Origin of the sequence: Methanosarcina sp. WWM596, assembly GCF_000969965.1 — an archaeon.
Lineage (GTDB): Archaea > Halobacteriota > Methanosarcinia > Methanosarcinales > Methanosarcinaceae > Methanosarcina.
Window position 1 is genome coordinate 1355742 of the sequence record NZ_CP009503.1, and the last position, 23304, is coordinate 1379045.

Genomic DNA, 23304 nt, shown 5'->3' on the forward strand with positions numbered 1-23304 from the left:
AAATTTATATGTATCTGAAAAACATACCCAAGAACCATATTAAGCTTACAACTATATGATAAAATTGATACATGTTTTGCCGGTTGGAAAATTCTCCATCGAATTTAAAGAAGATACGAATACCAGGTAATCACATCATCAAAATAGGCAAAAGTATAAGGGAGAGATCGCCGTTATAAGCGATTACTAACTTTTAAGCAGTAAATTAATCTTAACTTTTCTGAAGTTGTGTTTATAGCTCTTAATTGTTTTTAAAATATCTTAAATATATGAATATGAAAAAGCAATTAAGTAGCTTTTTCAGACAAATAAGGGAAAGTCTAACTATGAATAATTTTAAAAAACTAGGTCTCAGTAATGCTGTTTTGAAATCAATAGATGAACATGGCTTTGAAAGCCCTACAGCAATACAGGAAAAATCAATTCCCCTAATACTTGCTGGGGAAGATGTTATAGGTGGAGCCGCAACAGGTTCCGGAAAAACACTCTCGTTTGCTTCCGGCATATTGCAAAATTCCGAAAAAGGAAAAGGAATTCAGGCTTTGATCCTGACCCCAACAAGAGAACTGGCGGAGCAGGTGGCAAATTCTTTCAGGAAATTCTCAAAATACGACCCGTTAAATATCGCATCTATCTATGGCGGTGTAGGGATCAATCCACAAATTAAAGAATTAAAAAATGCCGAGGTTGTTGTGGGGACGCCCGGTAGGCTACTCGATCATATCAGCAGAAATACCATCAAACTCAATAATGTGAAAACCCTTGTCATTGATGAGGCAGACCATATGTTTGATCTGGGATTCAAAGTAGATGTAGAAAAAATTATCAAGGAATGTCCTCAAAACAGGCAGACCCTTTTGTTCTCTGCGACCATTACAAAAGATATTGTCCAGCTTTCCCGCAAGTACATGAAAAACCCTGTTCGAGTATCATTAGAATCTTATATCGACCCGCAAAAATTGAATCAGGTCGTTTATAAAGTACAGGATGACATGAAGTTATCTCTGCTCGTGTACCTTCTACAAAATGAGAAGTCAAACCTCGGGATGGTTTTCTGCAACACAAAAAGAAACACTGACAAAGTCGCGAAAAACCTGAGGAAATCAAGTATCAATGCCGTGGCGATTCATGGCGGATTGACACAGAACGAACGAACTCGCATAATGGAAAAGTTCCATTCCGGGAACATAGGTGTCCTTGTATGCACAGATGTAGCCGGAAGAGGACTTGATATAAAGGGTGTTTCCCATGTTTACAATTATGATATTCCCAGGGAGAGTAAACAGTATATTCACAGGATTGGAAGAACCGCACGAGCAGGAACAGAAGGAAAAGCGATAAATATCCTTTCTAAAAATGACCATGCTAATTTCATGAGTGTGCTGAAAGACAATGATGTGAATATTAAGGAACAGGTACTACCTGCTCTGAAGAAAATTGCAATTGTAAGACCAGAAATAAGATTGCCAAAGCCGGTAAATCGGATGAACAACCCCTCCAGAAAAGGTCAGAAATCCAGGCACAAAAACTATTAAACACCTTTCGTCTGTGCATTGAATTATAACTAACCATTGATCGGTTGGCATCGGCAGGAGCAATGGACTGCTCCTGCAAAACCCAGGCACGAGAATAAGAACGACGACCAGTTAGTGCCACTACGATGTCAAAATCTCCAATTTAAAAACCTTAAATGCCTTTTTTACCATCTTTTTATCCTGAAATTGAATTGTCTGACAGCCTGTAAAGGTAAGGGGTATTGGTAAGTAGCCCGGAGGAATTTCACCCCCAGGCCCTTTCAGAACCGGACTTGAGACTCTCACCTCATCCGGCCCCCATTATCCAGCCTTAAGAACCTGTTTTGTCCATTGTTTCCTCCCTTGTTGCTAAGGTTGACCGCAGTTCAAAACCGGATAATACAATCCCTTCGCTCCATGACCATTACAGGCACTTCATCACTACTACGAATTGTTCCGCCCCTGCACATCGATACTTTAGTCCTTGCGGGTCCACCGCTTGGAGTTTTCTCTTAACATCAATGTGCAGGTTCCCAAGTTCCACAGAGAAGCCTGTGCCAGGTTCCTGCCAGCTATATACCGGTCACCGTCTGGTCAATAAACAGGGTATATTCCAGACTCATCCCAGGTTAGTCACGACACCTGGTTTTGATGGCATCATCGCATTTTCGATACGTCAACACTGGTTCAGTTTCATTCAGCTCCCTAGCACGCACCTGACGAAGTCACAGCCTCGCCTTTTCCCATAACGTTCACTACCGTGGCTTTTGACCAAAGCAGCTTATGAGTGGTTTGGAATCACATCCTGTAATGCGAATCCGAGGGGCCAATCCTCATCTCTTCTGTAGCATAGCACATTTCGTGCATCAATAACTCTACATAAATGAGCTTTCTTGGCACACCGTGACCCTCTGCGCTCCCGATGTAACATAAACCGTAGCCTTTGGGCAGTTTATAAGTTCTATCCCTGCACAATCAGTGCTTCCTGTTCCAAACTTCAACGCCAGTGCTACGAGTGGTCGTGTCCCTCTTCTGAAAAGCAACTCTGACGACGATAGTAACTCAGGTGGAGAAGCAGCCACAGCAGCAGAGGACGCAGCAGCAGTGGCAATGGTGGCATTTCTCCTGAATAATACAAGGTTAAATATGAAAAACAACAGATAAAAGGTAAATCCTTTCACCTTCTTTTGTACACTTTTGTGTTCAATAAATCGGTCATGAGGGTCAGTTACTGAAAACCACAAACTGAAAAGTGTTTTTCAAATTCGGGCAAAGAAGGCAGATGTGCCTGTTTTGTCAGATTAAATCAGTAACTTATGAACACAACCCATGGTATTTATCATGATTTATGTTTATAAATACAGTTATATACTATATTGTTTTACTATTGTGTGCATATAATAATATAATACTACATATTTCAGGCCGGGATATTATAGTTTTTTAATGGGGGTCTAAAAGTCCGAAATCCTGAGATTGCCATCGATTGATATGTCTATCCTCGTAACTAAGTCCTGAAAATAAAAAACACCAGAGAAACAAAATTCTCGATGTACTTCAGAAGTGAAAATTAAATGTTACTCAAAGAAAACAAAATAGTAGAAAAAATTTGTGAGATTCCAGTTACACTTGAAGATGTCTCCGAAAGCATTTTTGAAGGTGTAAGTACAAAAAACATTCTGATGCATAGGCTTATCCTTCCTGAGGAAAGCGGTTCAGATTCATATTATCTTTGCGAAGGCCTTTGTAAACCTGTATTTTCAGAACCTGAAATTGTCTATCCGTATATATCGGGAGCATTTTCTGAAAAATTTGCGTGCTCTTCACCTTACCGCTTTATGCTGCCTTATGAGCTTTCCGAGGGGGATAAAAAGAAAGAATACAATGTAGTTCCCCCTGAAGAGCTGGAGACAAGGTTCCCCATGGCTTACAGGAGAATTCTGGAATTCAAAAATCAGTTTCGTCACGATATCTCCCCTCTTAACTCTGCAGACTATAGTATAAAAGGAAATAAACTTCTGGAGTATTTTAACACTCCTAAGATTATTGCAACTGAAGGCTATCATCTGCAGGCTGCATACGATGCTGTTGGGAATTCTGTGTTTGGGGACGGCTGCGGGATTGTTCTCAAAGACCCGAGTAAGTATCCTTATGTTACTGCAGTTTTGAACAGTCCGATTGCCAGGCTCTTTCCTGCGGTGTGTAAGTCTGAAATGATCTTCTCAGATTATACAGCTCCTACAGTCATAAGACGTTTCCCAATCGTATTTCCGGATAACAGGCTAACTGAGACTCTTATAAATACTGTATCCAGTTACCTTGTTTTCCTGAACAGGCAGAAATATGAAACACATTACGGGGTCCCGGACTGGCTTCGGGAACTTGCAGGTTTTTACGAGCAGATTTCAAGCCTTCTGGTCCTGGATACTTACTTCTTAAACGATATTGGTCCACAACTTCTGGATGCCCTTGAAGAAAATATCCATCCCTATGCCGGAGATATGAACTCTGAAGACAGTGGCAGCCTTCTGAATGCACTGTATTATGTAAAACAACAGATTCTTGAAACCTCAGGTTCTGGAAAATTCAAATTTAATATGGACTTGCCTGGAATGCTCAGTTTTCCCTCAGAGGAGAAATGAAAAGTGTTAACTAACGGATTAGTCGGAGTTAGGTTTGATTCCGAACTTCATTTATGTTATCAGTCGCATGATTGTGGTCCTGAAGGATTGGGGGCAGAAGTTGTATCATTTGTAAGGGGACTTCAGAGTGACTCTTTACGAATGAAGATCTTTAAGGAAAATATTAGAAAAGTTGAGTGGGTTGATGAGACAGATAACCCGACTACAGAGCAAGCTGAAAAATTAATCAGAGACCCGGAAATTTTAGAGTCTTTGAAGTATAACGAAGATTGGCATACTCAATTTTCATTTGATCCGATGGCATGTTTTGAGTACGTAATTCTTTTTGGACTGCCAATCATTCCAGAAAATCGAGAGTATTCATTAGGAGAACCTACCGGCTTTATCGCATATGCGTATTTGATAGATTTAAATCGTGATGTCCTTGAATTATATTGTAGTAGGCACAAGATAGGGGAGTTTTCTTTTCAAGCGCTTGTGGACCTGGTAAAAGCTGATTGGGGGAGTATGTCATCCACATGGGAAGATTATTGAACATTTTTTATTTTCTGCTACCCCATTGAAATTAGAAAGCAAAGTAATGCAGTGGGTTGGGCTGTGAGTCAGTAAACAAAAAGGTTAAGGAATTTTAACAAAGAGATATAATGTTAGTTTTATTTTTTGTCTTCTTCATTCCATTCCATTAAAGCCTTCTCAATAGATATCAATGTGAACATAGTAGTATTGAATATCTCGTCCGGGTGTTGTGGCAACCAGTTGATTTCGTCGAGAACGTCTCTTGGGAGCCTAACAAGGTCATTCTGGTCTTCTCCCATTTTCATGAAATATTCAGTATATCGTGAACCGTACCTGCTGTTATCACATGCAGTGATAGAAATATACTGAGTAAATGACCCATCATTCAATATATCTCTTGAATATCTATATTGAATTTCTTCAGCACAATCCGAGTAATCTTTATTCATTCTTCTGATGGTATCTGGAATCGATTCACCATCTTTTTGCAAAGCTTTCAGGTCTGAAAATACACTGTTAGAAAGTCTGAAAGTTTTGTATTGTTTCATACTCTACTCGTATAGTTAAGATGTATAAATAGACTACTACACAAGTATGGTATTTAGCCAATCTTCCCTCTTTTTATCCACCCCATTAACCTCAGACACTCCACTACTTTCCTAACCCTTAATTTCCGTTTCAACCACTTTTCAATGAGAAGTACAAACATAAGAAATATTATCTGCCTGTAACTGATAATTTTAAGGAAAAGTTGGGCACTCCCTGGTTAATTGGTTGGTATTATTCATGAATGCCCGTAAATTGCATTTCCCATCCTTTCTTTCCACGCGCCACGCTTCGCTTGATCCCGCCTGCGTACAGTAGATCAAAAAAATCATTAACCGCGCCGGGAAGTCTGACCCTTCGAATATCAACAAGGTAGCTGGATTCCATATTTATCTCTCGCTACTTACATCTAAAATGTAATTTCATAACTTTATCGTCTATACACGACAAAATAAGCAAATTTTATCGATTATACTAGATAAGTATATAAATAAGAAATTCCTGATTATTCTTTGTGGATACGAGGGAGAAACTGAAAAGTGCCATTATCGAGTGGCAGGGAAGAGTATTACCACCATTGCAGAAACGCAGGTATGAGGCAAACATAGATGCTCCGCATGTAAATGACATAGTGGGTGTGAGGAGATGCGGCAAAACATACTATATGTATCAACTGATATCGGAATTGGTTGAGGGTGGCGTGCCAAAGAGCAATATATTGTACCTGAATCTTGATGATGACCGCTTGCAGCCGTTAAATGGGGATGAACTGCAGCTGCTGGTAGAAACTTTCAGGGAAATTCAGGAGGTATCCGCAGGAGACCGTTTGTATCTTTTCCTTGATGAAATCCAGAACTTCCAGTCATGGGAACGGTGGGTTAAAGGCATCTACGATAGAAAACAGAATGTGAAAATGGTAATAAGCGGCTCGAATGCATCCCTGCTTTCACAGGAGATTTCCACCTTATTAACAGGCAGGCATCTGAGCACCAGGATGTTCCCTTTCAGTTTTGCGGAATTCCTGGATTATCATTCAATAACCTTTGATTTGAAAACACTCCCTTACTCGGAAGACAAGCCGGTTGTCAAGCGCAGATTCAACGAATACCTGGAAAAAGGAGGATTCCCCGAAACCATAGTATATCCGTCAGTGCAGCACCGGGAAACATTACAGTCATATTTTGACGACATCATCTACCGGGATATCATTTCAAGATACAGCATACGCAATCCCCTGATATTCAAGGACCTGGCGCTATTCTGCATATCGAATATTGCAAAACCGCATACCTACAACTCCCTAAGAAGGCTGTTTGCCAGTTATTCCTCCCTCAGCACGGATTCAATAATCAATTATATTGCATACTTAGAGGATGCATTCCTGCTTTTCAGCGTCAGCCATTACGATGAATCGCTAAAACAACAGATGAACAAACCCAGGAAATTATATTGTATCGATACAGGCATGATCAATGCCGTTTCCTTCAAACTGTCCTCCGATACCGGGAGATTATACGAGAACCTTGTTTTCATCCAGCTTTTACGCTCAGGAAGCGAGATCTACTACTGGCAGGATCAGAAGGGCATCGAGGTTGATTTTGTAACAAAGGAAGGACTTGAGCCCTCCCGATTGATACAGGTATGCTCGGATTTGTCCGACCCGAAAACAAAAGAACGCGAAGTGAATGGACTGCTTGCAGGGATGAAGAACTTCAAAATGAAAGAGGGGACTATCATCACATCGGACGTTTTTGACGAGGAGGGTGTTGATGGAAAGAAGATCAGGTATGTGCCTTTATGGTACTGGCTGCTTGAGGGGGATGGTGGGGAGAAGAGTGGTCATTAAGTGCCCGCAACGAAATAACCTAGGTAACGCATAATTATTTTGGGATTTAATAGAGGAGCTTGCTTGTGAAAATGGTTGAGTACAGTCTAAAAAGTTGCCTATGTTATTTCGCGGTGGATCCTAACTCAACAAGAGACTTCGATTTGACTGGATATCTTGAGCATGGTTCAATTACGAGACATAAACACTTGACGAAAATCGGTGTTAAATTCTACTCTTTTATTCTCTGGAAGCAGGTTAATGTTAACTTCCTATTCTTCTTACTACTCTCCTAAAAACCTCAAATCCCACTCCAAGACTCGATTGACTCAAAGCCGCGCCGAATTATAAAAATAGGGTTTTGAGGTTTCAGCCAGTGGTAGAGACAATTTTCCTTCAGGTTTTATCCCATGCGCTCCCTGTTTAATTAGTTTTTATTATTCCTGAATGCCCGTAAATTGCATCTCTCGTTCTTTCTTTTCACGCGTCACACCCCGCCCCGCTTGAACCCGCCTGCGTACAGTAGATAAAAATGAAATCATTATCCGCGCCGGGAAGTCTGACCCCGTAATATCAACTATGTAGCCGGGGACGACCAGAATTTTGGCTTCAGAATAATTCCTGCAGGTCAACAGGAAAGTGAAAGTATTCGATTGAGCCATTTAAAAGGCAAAAATAAAAAAATTGATTAATTCATTACGGGGCGTTTCATCCTCTCAGGAAGGAATTGAAAAAATGATTGGTTGATTGATTGGTTGATTGATTGATTGATTGATTGATTGATTGATTAATACTTTCAGTCCACTATATAACTTCACATAAAACAAGGTTGTTGGACATTCAATGTGGTACCCCACACTCCCGAATAATAACAGGACAAATTAACATATAAATACACTTATTTTCAGGGGATTAAATAATAAGTGTAATACTTATTCAAAGCTATATAAAGCTTTATTTTTTTATTTAAAAGATTATTTCTCTATAATTCAATTAAATAGTCGTTTAAATTGATAAAAGCTTAAAAATAAGGGTGATGAAAAGGTTATATAATTTTGAATTTTAAGACAGTTCTTTATTTCCAGCAAGAATCGACGCATCTGTTGAATGTCAGTTTTGACCCCTTTGCCTTAAAACTTACCCCCTTAAACCTTAACCTGACTCCCGGAATATCAATCATTTAGCTGGGGACGACCAGAATTTTGGCTTCAGAAAAATTCCTGCAGGTTAGCAGGAAAGTGAAAGTATCCGGTTGAGCCGTTTAAAAGGCAAAAATACAAAAATCGATTAATTCATTACGGGACGTTTCATTCTTCCAGGAAGTAATTGAAAAGATGATTGATTAATACTTTCAGTCCGCTATATAACTTTATTAATAAAAAATCGGCGTTTTGCTATATGTGTTGAAAAAATCGGACATATTCCTCAGGGAAGAATTCCGGACAGCTGGCGCGGATCATTTATAACTACTTATTTATAATAATACGTGGAATTATCTGCCTGAACACATTATCTGAAATGTGATGAGAAAAAGTGAAGAGAAAAAGTGAAGAGAAAATGTGAAGAGAAAATGTGAAGAGAAAATGTGAAGAGAAAACGTGAAGAGAAAACGTGAAGAGAAAAAGTGATGAGAAGTTCTTCAAAAATGATTTTGCTTCTTGTTTCAGATTATTTTGATCTTAACCTTAAAAGTCTTAACTCAAAGTTTTTAAATCCTTACTTTACTCATCCAATTAATGAGAAAAACCCGAGAGAAAAAAAATGAAAAATATCATCGTTAAAGGGGCACGGGAACACAACCTGAAAGATATCACTGTGGAGCTCCCGCGGGACAAATTCATCGTTATCACCGGCGTCTCGGGCTCGGGGAAATCTACCCTTGCCTTTGATACTATCTATGCCGAGGGGCAGCGGCGCTATGTGGAGTCCCTCTCTGCTTATGCGCGGCAGTTCCTCGGGCTTATGAACAAGCCGGACGTGGACAGTATTGAAGGACTGTCTCCGGCAATCTCTATAGAGCAGAAAACAACTTCTAAAAACCCCCGGAGTACGGTGGGAACTGTCACTGAAATCTATGACTACCTCAGGCTTCTTTTTGCAAGGGTAGGGACCCCCTATTGTCCTATTCATGACATAAAAATAGAGTCCCAGTCTCCGGAAAGGATCGCGGACAGCCTCAGCAGAGAATGCGAGGGAATGGTTACAATCCTCGCACCCATCGTCCGCCAGAAAAAAGGGACTTACCAGCAGCTTTTCAAGGACCTGAACAGCGAAGGTTTCACGCGGGTCAGGGTAAACGGGGAAATTCACAGGACCGACGACGAGATTACCCTTGACCGCTACAAAAAGCATGATATTGAAGTGGTAATTGACCGCCAGGACCCCACCGAAGACCGGTCAAGGCTTGTTGAAGCCTGCGAAAATGCCCTCAGGAAAGGTGAAGGGCTCTTAATTGCCGTCGATTCCGAAGGAAAAGACCACCTTTATTCTTCAAACATGGCCTGCCCTGTCTGTGGAATGGCTTTTGAGGAACTCCAGCCCAGAATGTTTTCCTTCAATAGTCCCTTCGGGGCATGTGAAGCCTGTAACGGGCTTGGGATTAAGATGGAATTCGATCCTAACCTCATAATTCCTGATAAAAGCCTGTGCATTGCCGACGGAGCCGTTGCTCTTTACAGAAACTACCTTGACGGCTACCGGAGCCAACACCTGGCAGCCGTTGCAAAACATTTCGGTTTTGACATCTTTACCCCTCTTGATACCCTTTCTGAAGAACAATATTCTGCCCTCATGTACGGCTCAGATGATCGGATTCAGTTCAGCATGAGCATGAAAAACGGGGATGCCCAGTGGTCCCATAAAGGCATATGGGAAGGACTTCTTCCACAGTCTGAGAGGCTTTATAACCAGACAAAGTCCGAGTACCGGCGAAAAGAACTCGAGAAGTTCATGCAGGTCCACCCCTGCCCTAAATGTGAAGGCAAGCGTCTGAAAGAAAAGGTCCTTGCAGTTAAGCTCTCCGGAAAGTCAATTGTGGATACAACAGACTTTTCCATTATCCAGTGTATCCGTTTTTTTGAAAACATCACGCTTTCGGAAAAAGAGCAGGAAATCGCAAAACAGGTACTGAAGGAGATTCGTTCCCGGCTTGGTTTCCTTGAGCATGTGGGGCTTGGGTACCTGACCCTTTCCCGTAGTGCAGGCACCCTTTCCGGGGGGGAAGCCCAGAGGATCAGGTTGGCAACCCAGATCGGCTCAAACCTCATGGGAGTGCTCTACGTGCTTGACGAGCCTTCCATAGGGCTGCACCAGAGGGACAACGAGCGGCTTATCCAGACTTTGCAAACCCTCCGGGACCTTGGGAACACTCTCATTGTGGTAGAGCATGACGAGGATACTATCCGGGCTGCGGACTATGTGCTTGATATAGGCCCGGGTGCAGGGATACATGGAGGTTATGTGGTAGCTGAGGGGACGCCCGCAGAAATCGAGAGAAATCCGGGTTCTCTGACAGGCAAGTACCTCTCAGGAGAAAAACAGATTAAACCTCCTGCTCTCCGCCGCCAGAGTGAGGCCTTCGTCCGGTTGAAAGGCTGCCGGGCAAATAACCTGAAGGACATCGATGTGAATATCCCCATAGGGCTTTTCACGGTAATTACCGGGGTTTCGGGTTCCGGGAAATCTACCCTTATCTACGATACTCTTTACAAAGCCCTGATGAAAAAGATCAACAAATCAAATGTAACACCAGGGGAATATGATGAACTTGTTTTTGACTCCGAGCTCGATAAGGTAATTGTTATCGACCAGAGCCCCATAGGCAGGACCCCCCGCTCGAACCCTGTGACCTATACCAAGGTCTTTGATGCAATCAGACAGGCTTTTGCCGAAACAAAGGAAGCCAAAATCCGGGGGTACAAAGCCGGACGCTTTTCTTTCAACGTAAAAGGAGGGCGCTGTGAAGCCTGCCAGGGGGATGGGCTGATCAAGATTGAAATGAACTTCCTGCCCGATGTTTACATTGAGTGTGAGGAATGCAAAGGCACACGTTATAACCGGGAAACCCTCGAGGTAAAATACAGGGGCAAATCGATTTCCGACGTCCTGGACATGACCGTGGAAGAGGCTGCAGAGCATTTTGAAAACGTTCCCGCAATCAAAGGCAAGCTTGATACCCTCACGCGCGTAGGACTTGGGTATATCAAACTCGGGCAGAGTTCAACGACCCTTTCCGGCGGAGAAGCCCAGAGAATAAAGCTTACCCGCGAATTATCTAAAAAGGGTACTGGAAAGACCATTTATCTGCTTGACGAGCCTACAACAGGGCTGCATTTCCATGACGTTAAAAAATTGATTTCAGTCCTGAACAGCCTTGTTGCAAAAGGAAACACTGTGGTTGTTATCGAACACAATCTGGACGTCATCAAGTCTGCAGACCATATAATCGACCTCGGCCCCGAAGGCGGAAATGCAGGTGGGGAGATTGTTGCTACAGGCACGCCTGAAGAAATTGCCCTGATCCCGGAAAGCTATACCGGGCACTTCCTTGCCTCCAGGCTTTCAGCAAGAGGAAGCTCGTATATGGAGTCGGGAACACAGCCTGTTGAGGCAGTTTTTGAGGATGGGGAAGATTTATGAGGCCGATTATGAGGAATTCGAAGGAAATTCTGAAGGGGACTCTGAAGAGAAATCTGAGGAAGAATTTGAAGAAGAGCCTGATGAATTCAAAGACGGAGCAGACAAAGCGTCTGAAGGACAGGCACTTTGAAGAATTTCTGTAAAGATTTCCTCAAAAGGATTTCCACAAAAGAATTTCCACAAAAGAATTTCCACAAAAGAATTTCCACAAAAGAATTTCCACAAAAGAATTTCCACAAAAGAATTTCCACAAAAGAATTTCCACGAAAGGATTCTTGCAAAACTAAAACCTGAACACCGGATTTGAGTAAACTAAACTTGATCGCAACGAGGCCCAAAAATGATTGATCTGGATGCTCTTCCACACCTGCCCGGCTGCTACCTTTTTAAAGATGAAGACGGGGTTGTGCTCTACGTGGGGAAGGCAAAGGACCTTAAAAAAAGAGTGAGCAGCTATTTCCAGAAAAAAGACCACGACCCTAAAACAGCGAGCCTTGTGCAGGCTGCTAGGGGTCTTGACTTCATTGTAACAAATACCGAGGTTGAAGCCCTGCTCCTTGAGAATATCCTGATCAAGAAGCACTGGCCCAGGTACAATATTCTCCTCAAGGACTCGAAGCGATATGCCTGCATCCACCTTACCGGAGATAAATTTCCCAGGATCAGGATTTCTCGGAAGAATACCGGAGAGGGAGAGTTTTTCGGGCCTTTCGTTTCTGCAAAGGAAAGGGACTATATCTTCGAGGTCGTAAGAAAAACCTTCCAGCTCAGGACCTGTAAAAAAATGCCTGTGCGTGCCTGCCTCCGTTATCACATAGGAGTATGCAGCGGACCCTGTATAGGCAACATTTCTATGGAGGAGTACGGAGAGAAGGTAAAAAGGGCGATTTCTGTCCTTAAGGGCAACATCAGGGAACTCATCGAGTCAATGGAAATAGAAATGAAAGAGCTGGCTTCCAGGCAGCGGTTTGAGCAGGCCCTGGAACTCCGGGATGAGATTGCAGCCCTTGAAAGCCTCCAGGAAAAGCAAAATATGGAGAGGCAGAAGAAACATGATGAGGACATCCTGAACTACATTGTCAGGGATGATACTGTTTATCTCATGCTTTTCAAGGTTTACAAAGGGATCCTGGAAGATAAGCAGGATTACATCTTTGCCTTTGGGCAGGAGTTTCTGGAAGAATTTCTGGTACAGTATTATTCCGAGAATGATCCACCTGAGGAACTTATTGTTCCCGAGCCTCTTGAAGAGTCCCTTATAGAATTCCTGGCGCATGTGAAGGGAAAGAAAGTGAAGGTTACGGTTCCGAAGCAGGGAGAGAAAAAAGAACTTCTCGATCTTGTCCTGAAGAATGTTGAAATCGGATTTTTTGGGGACAGAAAAAAAATCGAAGCTCTGCAGAACAAACTCTCCCTCCCAAAACTTCCGAATGTTATCGAATGCTTCGATATCTCCCACCTCTCAGGTACAGCTACGGTCGGCTCTATGGTGCAGTTCAGGGGGGGCAGGCCTGATAAACATAATTACCGGCGCTTCAAAATAGAAAGTGTGGAGGGAATCGATGATTTCGCTTCCATTGCAGAAGTTGTGCGGAGGCGCTATTCCCGCCTGCTTAAAGAAAAACACGACATGCCTGATTTAATTGTTATAGATGGAGGTAAAGGGCAATTATCTTCAGCTTTCCAGGAACTCCGGAAACTGAAGCTCAGGGTTCCGATAATTTCCATTGCCAAGCGGGAAGAAGAAATTTATGTGCCAGGGCTTAAATCCCCTCTCCCCATTAAAAAAGATGAAAAAGCCTCACTCTTTGTCCAGGAAATCCGGGACGAGGCTCACAGGTTTGCAATCAACTACAACCGTCTGCTCAGGCAAAAATCATTGATCCCAAAATCGTAATCATCTGTCTTTGCCAGGCTCCTCAATTAGTGATGTCAATTAGTCTTAACAATTTCAATTATTTTCATTTACAGAAGAAGGTCTTGATTCCATGAAATCTTCCAGCCAGCCACCCGAGGCACTATCCGAAAAAAAGTTCGAAACAATACACGATGCACGGTACTGGGACAGCCCTCAGTTCAAGCTCGTTTCCGATTTTGAGCCGAAGGGATCCCAGCCAGAAGCTATCAGGCAGCTTGTAGAGGGACTGGAAAAGAAAGAAAGATGTCAGACCCTTCTGGGGGTAACCGGGTCCGGAAAGACCTATACGGTCGCAAATGTCATTAACCAGGTCAAAAAGCCGACTCTTGTTATTGCCCATAACAAGACCCTGGCTGCCCAATTATATAATGAGTTCAGGGAGTTCTTTCCTGAAAACCGCGTTGAGTACTTTGTCTCATATTATGACTATTACCAGCCCGAGTCCTATCTTCCTGCCAAAGACCAGTATATTGAAAAAGATGCGCAGATAAACCCTAAGATTGAACAGATGCGCCTCGCAGCCACAGCTTCCCTGATGTCGCGCCAGGACGTGATTGTGGTGGCGTCGGTATCCTGCATCTACGGGCTTGGAAACCCTGAGAATTTCCAGAAGATGGGGTTTGAACTGAAGGTTGGAGATAAGGTTCAGAGAAAGGAAATCCTTGAGAAACTTATCGATATTCAATTTGAAAGAAACGATATGGAACTCATGCCCGGGCGCTTTCGCGTAAAAGGGGACACCATTGATATCATTCCCGGTTACTTCGATGACATCATCCGGGTCGAGCTCTTCGGGGACGAGATAGACAGGATTTCCGAACTGGACAAGCAGACGGGGCAGCGACAAGAAGAGATGGACTATTTTTTCGTCTATCCTGCAAGACATTATGTCATCCCTGAAGAGGAGCAGAAAAGTGCAATCCAGTCCATCCTTGAAGAGCTTGAAGAGCGCCTGCCTGAACTCGGGCTGCTCGAGTCTCACCGGCTGAAGCAGCGCACGCTTTATGACATGGAAATGATAGGGGAAACCGGCAGCTGTAAAGGTATTGAGAACTACTCAAGACACTTTGACCACAGGCAGCCCGGAGAACAGCCTTTCTGCCTGATCGACTATTTCCCTGATGATTTTCTTCTGGTCATTGACGAAAGCCACCAGACCATCCCCCAGCTGCACGGGATGTATAACGGAGACCGCTCACGGAAAAAGAGCCTTATTGATTACGGCTTCAGGCTCCCCAGTGCATTTGATAACAGGCCTCTGAAGTTTGACGAATTTGAAAAGTACATGAAAAACGTGATCTTCGTCTCGGCAACCCCTGCAGACTATGAGCGAGAGCAGTCCTTCCGGATCGTGGAACAGATTATCCGCCCTACCGGCCTTGTTGACCCTGAGGTTGAGGTACGCCCCCTCGAGGGACAGGTCAGGGACGTCATGCAGGAGATCCGAAAAATAGTGGATAGGGGGGACCGTGCCCTCGTGACTACCCTAACCAAAAAGCTCGCCGAGGAACTGACCGATTACCTTGCCAGAAACGAGATCAAAGCCCGCTACTTGCACTCCGATATCAAGACCATCGAAAGGACTGAAATCATTCGTGAACTGCGCCTCGGCAGGTTTGATGTCCTTGTAGGGATCAACCTGCTAAGGGAAGGGCTTGACATCCCCGAAGTGGGCTTCATCGGGATTCTTGATGCAGATAAGGAAGGTTTCCTCAGAGACTCAAAGAGCCTCATCCAGATCATAGGCCGCGCAGCCCGAAACTCGAGTTCGAAGGTCGTCCTCTACGCCGACAAAATGACCGACTCCATCAAAAAAGCTGTCAGCGAAACGGAGCGCCGCCGCAAAATGCAGATCGCCTACAACAAAGAACACGGCATTGTCCCGACAACCATTCGAAAACCGATCAGGGAAAAAGTAGTGGATATTACCGACACAAAGCATATCCCGAAGACCGATATTCCCAACGTGATCATCGGACTGGATACGGAGATGAGGGAAGCTGCCGACAGGCTGGACTTTGAGCGCGCAATCCAGCTCAGGGAGCTGATAAAGAAGCTGGAAAAAGAGGTAAAAACAGTATAAGTGGTTGAGGTGGCTGAGTTTTTTTAATAAGGCAGGCTATCTTTCTTTTTCATAAGAAAGTGAATTTCTCATTTTTCTTAGAGTATGCTCCTTGAATATCTTGGTCACAATGTTTTAGTTTGAGTTTGTTTTATACCGTGTTTTAGTTTGAGCATTTCAGTTATTCTTAACCAAAAAACCAAAATTCAATGCATCTGGCTTGAAATATCTTATTCTCCAACTTCTTTTTCTTTCAAAACCATTTTGGAGTAGTCTGCTGATTTGCCGGTATATCTGGGACAGGTGAAAGTAAGGCCTTTTGATCCGAGAATGCAGGACAGAGGTTTTGCTTTTTCAAAATCCATTCTGCCTTCCTCATCAAAAAAGTTCTCATCAACTTCCAGATTTACGACTTTTCCTATGATGAGGGAGAACTTTTCTCTCAGGATCTCTTCCACGAGGGTACATTCGGCCCAGGCAAGGCATCCCTCAATCCCTGGAGCCATAATTTCCTCCGAGGGATGGGACTTTAGTCCGGCCATTTCGAATTCATCCACTTCCGGGGGGTAATTCTTGGAGCAGACCATGACGACTTCTGCCATCCCGACGGGAGGAATATTTATAACAAATTCTCCTGTTTCCCGGATGTTTGTAAGAGTATCGCGCTTGAGCCAGGAAGCAAGTACTACTTCTTCTAGGGGCCGGAGGATTGGAGTTATATTGGACCAGGGAGCAGCATTTCGGATACCTTTGTTTGAGACAGTGGAAATAAGGGCAACAGGCAGGGAGAAAATTTGTTCTCTTTTACTCGGTTTTAATTTCATTCATTCACCTTGAAACTTTTGAACTTAAAATGTTATTATTTTCTATCTATTTAATACTTTATGTTATTTATTTGAGGCATAATGAGAGGAACGAACTCGTCTCCAAAAACCGTATCCCAGATATATCATCAAAATGGATGTGGAGGATTAGGGAAGTTGCCAACAGGCTGGAACATCTTGCGCATAAACCCGGCTCAAGGAGCTCATAAAAAAGTGGATAATTAGGTAAAGTTGGGAAAGTAAAATAGTACCGAAATTTTTATTTGAGTTCATTTCAAAAATACTTCCAAATCCTCTGAAACAATATTTCAGAATAGAGAGATCCTGATCTTTATTCTCCGTCGTCATCAGAGTCATGGTCTTCGTACTCTTCTCTTTTGTCTTTTACTGAATATCCTGTTTCCTCTGTTTTTCTTGCTTCTTCCCTTTCCTTTTCTGCTTTTATGAACTCCCTTTCGGTTTCGGTTCCCAATTCCGTTTATTGTGATCTTCTAGCGTTATATTTTGAATCGGATCAAATTTGATTCACTTTTAAACCGGTTAAACATAATAAGCTACATAGAAGCGGTAAGCAACCTTAACTTCATCTATTTCCCTGGGCGCCGGTTCAAAATCCGATTGGTCGGTTTTATAGATCTTTTCCCCGAAGTCTTTAAAGGTGACTTCACATTTTATATTTTCGGGAAGTTGGGCCCCAAAGCTGTCGCATTTTCTGCAGATTTCGTGAATAAGAATTTCTGTTTCTTCGGGACTGAAGGTTTTTTTGTTTTCAGGCCTGTAATTTACTTCAACCGTCAGTTCTTCTTTACTGAGCAGATCTGCCCAAAAACCAGAAAGTTCTGCTCCTTCTATCCTGTAGTCCTGAAGTTCGAAACTCCTTGTTATCGTGTTCTTAATCTTGCCCTCTTCCATATGTTTAGTTTAGAAAGTGGATATATATAAACTATTTCAATAAACACTTCATATAACACTGCTAGTCCAGATAAGTACTACACAATACAAATACCAACGAACGCCTATAAGCCACGATAAACTAATAATCAACGACAGACAGTGCATTTGAGCAAGAACGAACAGGTTATTTAACCAACCTGTTTGTTGCATTCATATACCTGTCTCTAAAATCTGTAAACTAGAAAAAAATGTAATACAAAATTATAAAAAACAAATGGAAAGTAGTTTAAAGCTTGATTTCCTTAGCTATTTCCTGGAAAATCTTTCCTTTATCAGTGGTGATGAAAAACCCATTTTCATTCTTGATAAGTTCTTTTTCGCTCAACATTTCCAGATACTTTTTGGCAATGTTAAAGTTAAGATTTACCTCATAAACGATATGAGTTTTCTTTGCCCCATTATTTGCTATTTTTAAAATAGCTACCGCTATATCAGTCCTGCTTCTTCTTTGAATATTAACTCCTCCCCCATGATATATTCAAAAAAAATCTTTGCTAGAATCCCACACTCTAAATATGTCTCAAATTGTGTCTTCTAATCGGTAACAAAGATTCTAATAATTAAATGATTTCCTTTCTATATAATAATGTCTATTTTACATAGCAAAAAATGTTCCTATTTAACTTTGGTACATATTGAATTCTGTTCATGTCTGCATAGCCCTTATATCCATGCGAAGCCCTGTTAAACAAAACCTGTTTAACCTAACATGGGGGATAAAATGGAATACGAGCTCGAAGAAGTCGAGAGAGATTACATAGAATTCAGAAAAGAAATAGGAGAGGAATAACACAGAAAGAGTAAAACACGTATTCTCTTCAAATTGAGTGGAAAGCTCTTACTTTCAACTCAATGAGCTTTTTTCGCTTATGATCTGAGCCAGAGATGGCATCTCAAATGTGTTTTTCTTCCTCTGTTATGGTTTGAAGGCTTACATCTCTTTTGTTATTTTTACGTTCGTTTTAAAATAAGGGACATTATGCCTGACTTGGAGGATTTCATAGACTGCGGCTGAAACATATTTTCCATGCCAGAGGAACCGAACATTTCCTCGTTGACCCGACTGGTTATTTCATCAAATACCATCTTATAGGCAATGCAGTGTGGATCAACACCTTTTATTTCCCCGTCGGTGGGTACTATGGCATTGTAAGGGCACCCGCCTCTGCAGTACCTGATATGGGCGCATTTGCCGCATGCTGTGTCCACATACTCCTTATATTGGTGCATGAGTTTCCAGGCATCGGACTGGGCCAGGTCTGCCATAGTCGGGTGATCATAAACATTGCCCATTACGTACTCTGGCAGGCCTACGAAGCGATAGCATGGGTATATCCCGCCATCAGGGCCCACTGCAAAAGTATCCCCCATACAGTCAACGAAGGTACATACAGTGCCCCGGCCTGTGAACACACCTTTACACATGTTGTCAATGTTCATGACCTCAATACGGCCCATGTTTTCCAGATATTTGTCAAGAAGGTAGATTAGCAGTTTTCCATACTCTTCCGGGTCAAGTGCCCATTTATCGGGGTTGTCGTCCTTTAAAGAAGGCAGGCAGGGGTGCAGTTTAAGGATTAAACCCTTTTCCAGGTAAAAATTGAAAATATCTTCCTTGAACTTTATGGAATGAGAGGTGAATGTGGTGATAAACCTTACATTCAGTCCATGAGCTTTTGCAATCTCATAGCCTCTCATAGTCTTTTCATAATATCCTTTTCCCCTTTGCAGGTCGTTAAGCTCCTGGGGGCCGTCCAGGCTGGAACCAACCGGAATATTGTATTCGGCAAAAATCTGGGCTATCTCCGGAGTAAGCTTCCAGAGATTTGTCTGGATTGCAAAAGCGATTTGTCTGGGGGTTAAACCCTCAACAAGTAAAGGTAAAGCTTCCCGGTAAAAATCCGCGCCGGCCAGGAGCGGCTCCCCTCCATGGAAGGTAAAGGTAACCGAATCTTCCCTGAAATTTTTGAGCCATTCAACTACTTCTTTTATGGTTTCGATGCTCATTATAGGGGATTTCTCCTCGGAACTCCAGCAATAACTACAATTTGCAGGACAGCCAAGGGTAGGGATTAGCATCACGTGGAAAGGCATCTTTAAATCACCTTTTTTTAAGCTTCTTCAAATTATTAGTAGTTTTCTAAAAGTGCCCTTCCCTGATAAATCGGTTATTAGATAGCTCTTTCTGATGGATTTTTACTTACAACTTTCTTTTTAGATTTTTGGCTCTTGTGAACTATCCCTAAGCTAAAGACTTAGCGGCTTCTCACTTTATAGAAGACCATTGGCATATCCATGAGCGTTAATTCGGGATACTTCCTATAAATATTGCTTCATTATTCTTCATCCAGGGAGGGTAATTCAGGGAGTTTTTAAAGTAAAGTTCTTAATTTTTTGCATAGAATATTATTTAAATAAATGAAATCAAATGAATTACAGGATTCGGGAACCCTTCGGGGAATCTCTTGAACCTGAAATTTCAGACATTGATAACAGAGCTTTTGAAATAACAGAGCTTTTGAAAATTGACCATCTAACCAAACAAGGGGGAACTGAATGCCAAAATTTGAAGTATATATTGATGCAGCAAATGAATACCGTTTCAGGTTAAGAGCAAGAAACGGGCAGATCATCACGATAAGCCAGGGGTATAAAAGCAAGGAAGGTTGTTTGAAGGGGATCGAATCCGTGAAAACAAATGCTCCGATTGCGCGAATTGTCGTACTTGAGAAAGAAGAAGCCGAAAATAAATGAGAAAACTCAATGTAACTTCTCAAATACGATTCCTTCAAACCTGCACCTTGTAATTTTTCCCTCGTGTAGGGCATAGAGAAAGGTTTTGAACAGGGCATAAAGCCTGAAATAAAAAGCGAGCAGAGAAGGAGAGTAAAAGCCACTAATATATACTATTTTTTTATCGTCTCGAACGGAGTTATCCAGAAATTTTACCAGGCCGTCAAAACCTTCTCTTTCAAGAGTGTCCCCTCTGGACATGCGGGGACCGAGCACGACCACATCTTCTTCCATACCGTCAGGGCCTTTTGTGCCTTCTATAAAACCATAATTAAAGATGGTGGGAAGGGGAGAAAAAAAAGCTCTTTCATAGCCTTTTTCTGTCTTTTGGTATTTTGAAAAACTGTATTTGGGAGTTTCTATAATTATTTTCATATATAATTTTTCCTGCGTATGCTCAGGATCAGTTTTTATATCTTTTTCGCTTCCTTTTTTTCAGGCTTTGTTTCCTTTTGTAGCTTTCGCAATTTCAATCCTTTTGTTACTCTATATGTTTTGTACTGGCTTTCAACAGAGAAAAAATGAAAATTAATAGTTCTGAAAGAGCAGAGGAGTGAAAGTCAAATAATAAATATCTGTAGAGATAAAATGCCTGAATAGGTGCCTGAATAATTAAGTTTTCGATTAAGTGTCTTGATAAAGAACCTGAGCGGAGGAAGGTCTGTAATTTTATCAGGCAGAGGTATGCTGATATGAGTTTTCGAGATAGAGTAACCCTGCGAGATGCAATGAGAGGAATAGTTGAACCTCCCCTGCTTCCCTTAGTCCCAAAACGCTTTGATTATGTAGGGGATATTGTAGTAGTTTCCATTCCGGAGGAACTTGAGGCTTACAGGGACTCTATTGTTTCAAAGATCCTTTCGATGAGGGGCAATACCAGGGCTGTCCTCAACAAGGTCAGCAAGCTTGAAGGTGAACACAGGGTAGCCAGATTTGAATTTCTCTCCGGTGAATCTGCAGAAACCTTTCACAGAGAAAACGGTTACACATACAGAATGGACGTAAGAAAAGTTTTTTTCAATCCCAGGCTCTACTGGGAAAGGGCACGTGTAGCCTCAAAAGTTCTTCCAGGGGAATCCGTCCTGATCCCTTTTGCAGGTGTGGGCCCCTTTGTGCTCCCTTCCGCAGGAAAAGGAGCAGTGGTCTGTGCAATCGAAATAAACCCCGATGCCTGTGGCTGCCTGAAAGAAAATGTCCGTCTGAACCGACTTGAAAAGCAGGTGACCGTAATTCAGGGAGATGCTGAATTGATTCTTCGCCACGCTGGCTCTTTAAACCCTTATATCGATCTCGGAAATGTGGTTGAAACTGAAAGTGTGGTTTCACCTTCTGGAATTGCCTGTTCTGAATCCGGGAAAATTGACGGATTCCAGATTCCGGAAAAAGGATTTGATAGAGCAATTATGCCAACCCCTTACGGCATGGACCATTTTCTCGGTGAGGTTTCAGGACTTGTAAGAAGAGGGGGGCACATCCATTTCTACACTTTCAAAACCGATTCTCAGATCCCGGAATTGATTGAAGAATACAAAAAAATGGGATTAGAGGTTGAATTTTACAGGCGTTGCGGAAACGTTGCCCCTGGCGTTAGCAGGTGGGTTTTTGACTTGCTTAAAAAAATGTCAAGTTGGGATGTTATATAAATAATATGTATAAATATCTCCTTAAGGTTAATCTAATTCTGGTAGATATTAAATTACCGGTAGACAATAAGTAGGTGGAAAGAAATGCCTGGGAATGTTATATCTCAGCACCCTGTAGATACTGAAGAAAAAGAGGCAATTTCTTTTAGGTCTCTGGAGTTGCTTAAAGATCGGGCAGTAAAAGATAAGGATTATACGGTTAGACGTGAAGCTCTCCTTACACTTGCAAAAAATTTTAGCGACAGCGAAAATATTTTTGAACTTATTAAAGAGAGAGCTGTCAGGGATAGCCATTATTCAGTCCGAAAAAACGCCCTTCAAGAACTAGCAAGGTTATGGAAGGAAAGCCCCGGAACACTTCCCCTTATAATAGAAAGGGCGACAGAAGACTTTAATTATGAGGTCCGGAGGGCTGCCGTAAGAGAACTTGCAGAGAACTGGAAGTATATGCCTGAAATTCTTGATCTTATCAGGGACTGGGCTGAAAACGCAGAAGATAAATTCGTCCGGAGTACAGCTCTTCAGGAACTTTCCAGGTGCTGGGGTAAAAGCTGTTGCAGCCTGGATTTTATAACAGGAAGGGTTGTAAAGGAAAACGATGGTTTTGTCAGGGTTATTGCTGTCCAGAGCATCGCAAAATACTGGAGTAAAGAGCTGGCTGTCTTTCAGCTCGTCAGAGATAAAGCCCTGAACGACGAACACTACTCTGTAAGGAGTGCGGCTTTGCAGGAACTGGCAGAGAAATGGTCCGATAGAGAAGATATCGTTCCTTTTATAAAAGAAAGGGCATTAAAGGATGACCATTATTCTGTAAGGGGAGTTGCAATCCAGGAACTTGCAAACGGCTGGCGAAATGAGCCCGACATCCTGGGATTTATCAGGGACAGGTGCATTCACGACGAAGACAATATGGTCAGGGGAACCGCAGTCAGCCTGCTCGCTTCCTTGTGGCCTGAAGAGCCTGGGACCTTTGAACTGATCCTGGAAAAAGCTGTTTTTGATGAACATTATTCGGTCAGGAAAAATGCCATAGAAGAGCTTGTAAAAGTCTGGCATGAAAAGCCTGAAACTCTCTGCCTTATAAGGGACAGATTGCTAAATGACAGCGATAATTTCGTACGGATTACTGCAGTTCAAGAGCTTGCAAAAATCTGGCATGCTGACCCGGATACTCTTCCTCTGATTAAGGATATAGCTCTTAAAGATAAAGACGAATTCGTAAGAGATGCAGCTGTACGGGAATTAATAGACGGCTGGCAGGACGAAACGGTATAAAAATTGGTAAAGAATCTTGCTTTATATCTTTTTCCTGCCCCTCTTTATTTTCAAAAAGAAGCTTGATTTGAGTTTGACTTATATATTTTTCCCTCGGTTTTTATTTTTTCTTATTAATTGCCATGTTTCGAGATTACATCGTTCTAACCATAAT

At 42.3% G+C, this 23304-nt stretch carries 20 protein-coding genes; 12 read left to right on the forward strand and 8 right to left on the reverse strand.

Annotated features, from left to right (window positions below; translation table 11 throughout):
• Positions 1-365 precede the first annotated feature (365 nt).
• The 4 genes from MSWHS_RS06065 (at position 366) to MSWHS_RS06080 (ending at position 4690) form a co-directional block, all read left to right on the forward strand.
• On the forward strand, positions 366-1535 hold the full coding sequence (locus tag MSWHS_RS06065; RefSeq protein WP_052722791.1) for a DEAD/DEAH box helicase: 1170 nt from the start codon (positions 366-368) through the stop codon (positions 1533-1535).
• A gap of 957 nt (positions 1536-2492) precedes the next feature.
• Positions 2493-2678, forward strand: a complete 186-nt coding sequence (locus MSWHS_RS06070) for a hypothetical protein (RefSeq protein WP_048126839.1) — start codon at positions 2493-2495, stop codon at positions 2676-2678.
• 410 nt (positions 2679-3088) lie between these two features.
• Positions 3089-4156 carry a hypothetical protein gene (locus MSWHS_RS06075; RefSeq protein ID WP_048126841.1) on the forward strand — a complete coding sequence of 356 codons (1068 nt, stop codon included), beginning with the start codon at positions 3089-3091 and terminating at the stop codon, positions 4154-4156.
• A 3-nt stretch (positions 4157-4159) separates the two neighbouring features.
• Positions 4160-4690, forward strand: coding sequence for a hypothetical protein (locus MSWHS_RS06080; RefSeq protein ID WP_048126842.1), 531 nt, complete (start codon positions 4160-4162; stop codon positions 4688-4690).
• A 119-nt stretch (positions 4691-4809) separates the two neighbouring features.
• On the opposite strand, the gene MSWHS_RS06085 is transcribed toward MSWHS_RS06080, so the two are convergent.
• Together MSWHS_RS06085 and MSWHS_RS20050 are read right to left on the reverse strand one after the other, a co-directional pair.
• A complete protein-coding gene (locus tag MSWHS_RS06085; protein ID WP_048126844.1) occupies positions 4810-5220 on the reverse strand; it encodes a hypothetical protein in 411 nt (136 codons plus the stop codon).
• Positions 5221-5452: 232 nt separating this feature from the next.
• Positions 5453-5605 (reverse strand): hypothetical protein, encoded by a 153-nt coding sequence (locus MSWHS_RS20050; RefSeq protein WP_156148081.1) that lies wholly within the window; start codon positions 5603-5605, stop codon positions 5453-5455.
• Between the two features lie 127 nt (positions 5606-5732).
• Here MSWHS_RS20050 and MSWHS_RS06090 point away from each other — a divergent pair, with 127 nt between their 5' ends.
• The 5 genes from MSWHS_RS06090 to uvrB all read left to right on the forward strand — a co-directional run bounded on the left by MSWHS_RS06090 (position 5733) and on the right by uvrB (position 15682).
• The gene (locus tag MSWHS_RS06090) at positions 5733-7064 is read left to right on the forward strand and encodes an ATP-binding protein (RefSeq protein ID WP_048126846.1); all 1332 of its coding nucleotides are present in this window, start codon (positions 5733-5735) and stop codon (positions 7062-7064) included.
• Positions 7065-8804: 1740 nt separating this feature from the next.
• Positions 8805-11681, forward strand: a complete 2877-nt coding sequence (gene uvrA / locus MSWHS_RS06095; protein ID WP_048126848.1) for an excinuclease ABC subunit UvrA — start codon at positions 8805-8807, stop codon at positions 11679-11681.
• Positions 11665-11811, forward strand: coding sequence for a hypothetical protein (locus tag MSWHS_RS21270; protein ID WP_231585611.1), 147 nt, complete (start codon positions 11665-11667; stop codon positions 11809-11811). Before uvrA ends, MSWHS_RS21270 begins: the two co-directional genes overlap by 17 nt.
• A gap of 210 nt (positions 11812-12021) precedes the next feature.
• Positions 12022-13578, forward strand: a complete 1557-nt coding sequence (uvrC, locus tag MSWHS_RS06100) for an excinuclease ABC subunit UvrC (protein ID WP_048126850.1) — start codon at positions 12022-12024, stop codon at positions 13576-13578.
• A 91-nt stretch (positions 13579-13669) separates the two neighbouring features.
• Positions 13670-15682, forward strand: coding sequence for an excinuclease ABC subunit UvrB (gene uvrB, locus MSWHS_RS06105; protein WP_048126852.1), 2013 nt, complete (start codon positions 13670-13672; stop codon positions 15680-15682).
• A 209-nt stretch (positions 15683-15891) separates the two neighbouring features.
• Here the strand turns inward: uvrB and MSWHS_RS06110 are convergent, their stop codons facing one another.
• The 5 genes from MSWHS_RS06110 to MSWHS_RS06125 all read right to left on the reverse strand — a co-directional run bounded on the left by MSWHS_RS06110 (position 15892) and on the right by MSWHS_RS06125 (position 19533).
• Complete coding sequence (locus MSWHS_RS06110; RefSeq protein ID WP_048126854.1) at positions 15892-16485, reverse strand: flavin reductase family protein; 594 nt, start codon at positions 16483-16485, stop codon at positions 15892-15894.
• A 331-nt stretch (positions 16486-16816) separates the two neighbouring features.
• Complete coding sequence (locus MSWHS_RS20055) at positions 16817-16957, reverse strand: hypothetical protein (RefSeq protein WP_156148082.1); 141 nt, start codon at positions 16955-16957, stop codon at positions 16817-16819.
• Between the two features lie 68 nt (positions 16958-17025).
• Entirely contained in the window at positions 17026-17397 is a 372-nt protein-coding gene (locus MSWHS_RS06115; protein WP_048126856.1) for a hypothetical protein, read from the reverse strand.
• Positions 17398-17665: 268 nt separating this feature from the next.
• The gene (locus tag MSWHS_RS06120) at positions 17666-17917 is read right to left on the reverse strand and encodes a winged helix-turn-helix domain-containing protein (protein ID WP_369798581.1); all 252 of its coding nucleotides are present in this window, start codon (positions 17915-17917) and stop codon (positions 17666-17668) included.
• Between the two features lie 473 nt (positions 17918-18390).
• Entirely contained in the window at positions 18391-19533 is a 1143-nt protein-coding gene (locus MSWHS_RS06125) for a TIGR04083 family peptide-modifying radical SAM enzyme (protein WP_048126859.1), read from the reverse strand.
• A 462-nt stretch (positions 19534-19995) separates the two neighbouring features.
• On the opposite strand from MSWHS_RS06125, the gene MSWHS_RS06130 reads away from it, so the two are divergent.
• Complete coding sequence (locus MSWHS_RS06130; protein WP_048126861.1) at positions 19996-20193, forward strand: DUF1508 domain-containing protein; 198 nt, start codon at positions 19996-19998, stop codon at positions 20191-20193.
• Between the two features lie 6 nt (positions 20194-20199).
• On the opposite strand, the gene MSWHS_RS06135 is transcribed toward MSWHS_RS06130, so the two are convergent.
• Entirely contained in the window at positions 20200-20607 is a 408-nt protein-coding gene (locus MSWHS_RS06135) for an inorganic diphosphatase (RefSeq protein ID WP_048126863.1), read from the reverse strand.
• A 317-nt stretch (positions 20608-20924) separates the two neighbouring features.
• On the opposite strand from MSWHS_RS06135, the gene MSWHS_RS06140 reads away from it, so the two are divergent.
• Together MSWHS_RS06140 and MSWHS_RS06145 are read left to right on the forward strand one after the other, a co-directional pair.
• Entirely contained in the window at positions 20925-21875 is a 951-nt protein-coding gene (locus MSWHS_RS06140) for a class I SAM-dependent methyltransferase family protein (RefSeq protein ID WP_048126865.1), read from the forward strand.
• Positions 21876-21959: 84 nt separating this feature from the next.
• Positions 21960-23150 carry a HEAT repeat domain-containing protein gene (locus MSWHS_RS06145; RefSeq protein ID WP_048126867.1) on the forward strand — a complete coding sequence of 397 codons (1191 nt, stop codon included), beginning with the start codon at positions 21960-21962 and terminating at the stop codon, positions 23148-23150.
• Positions 23151-23304: the final 154 nt, after the last annotated feature.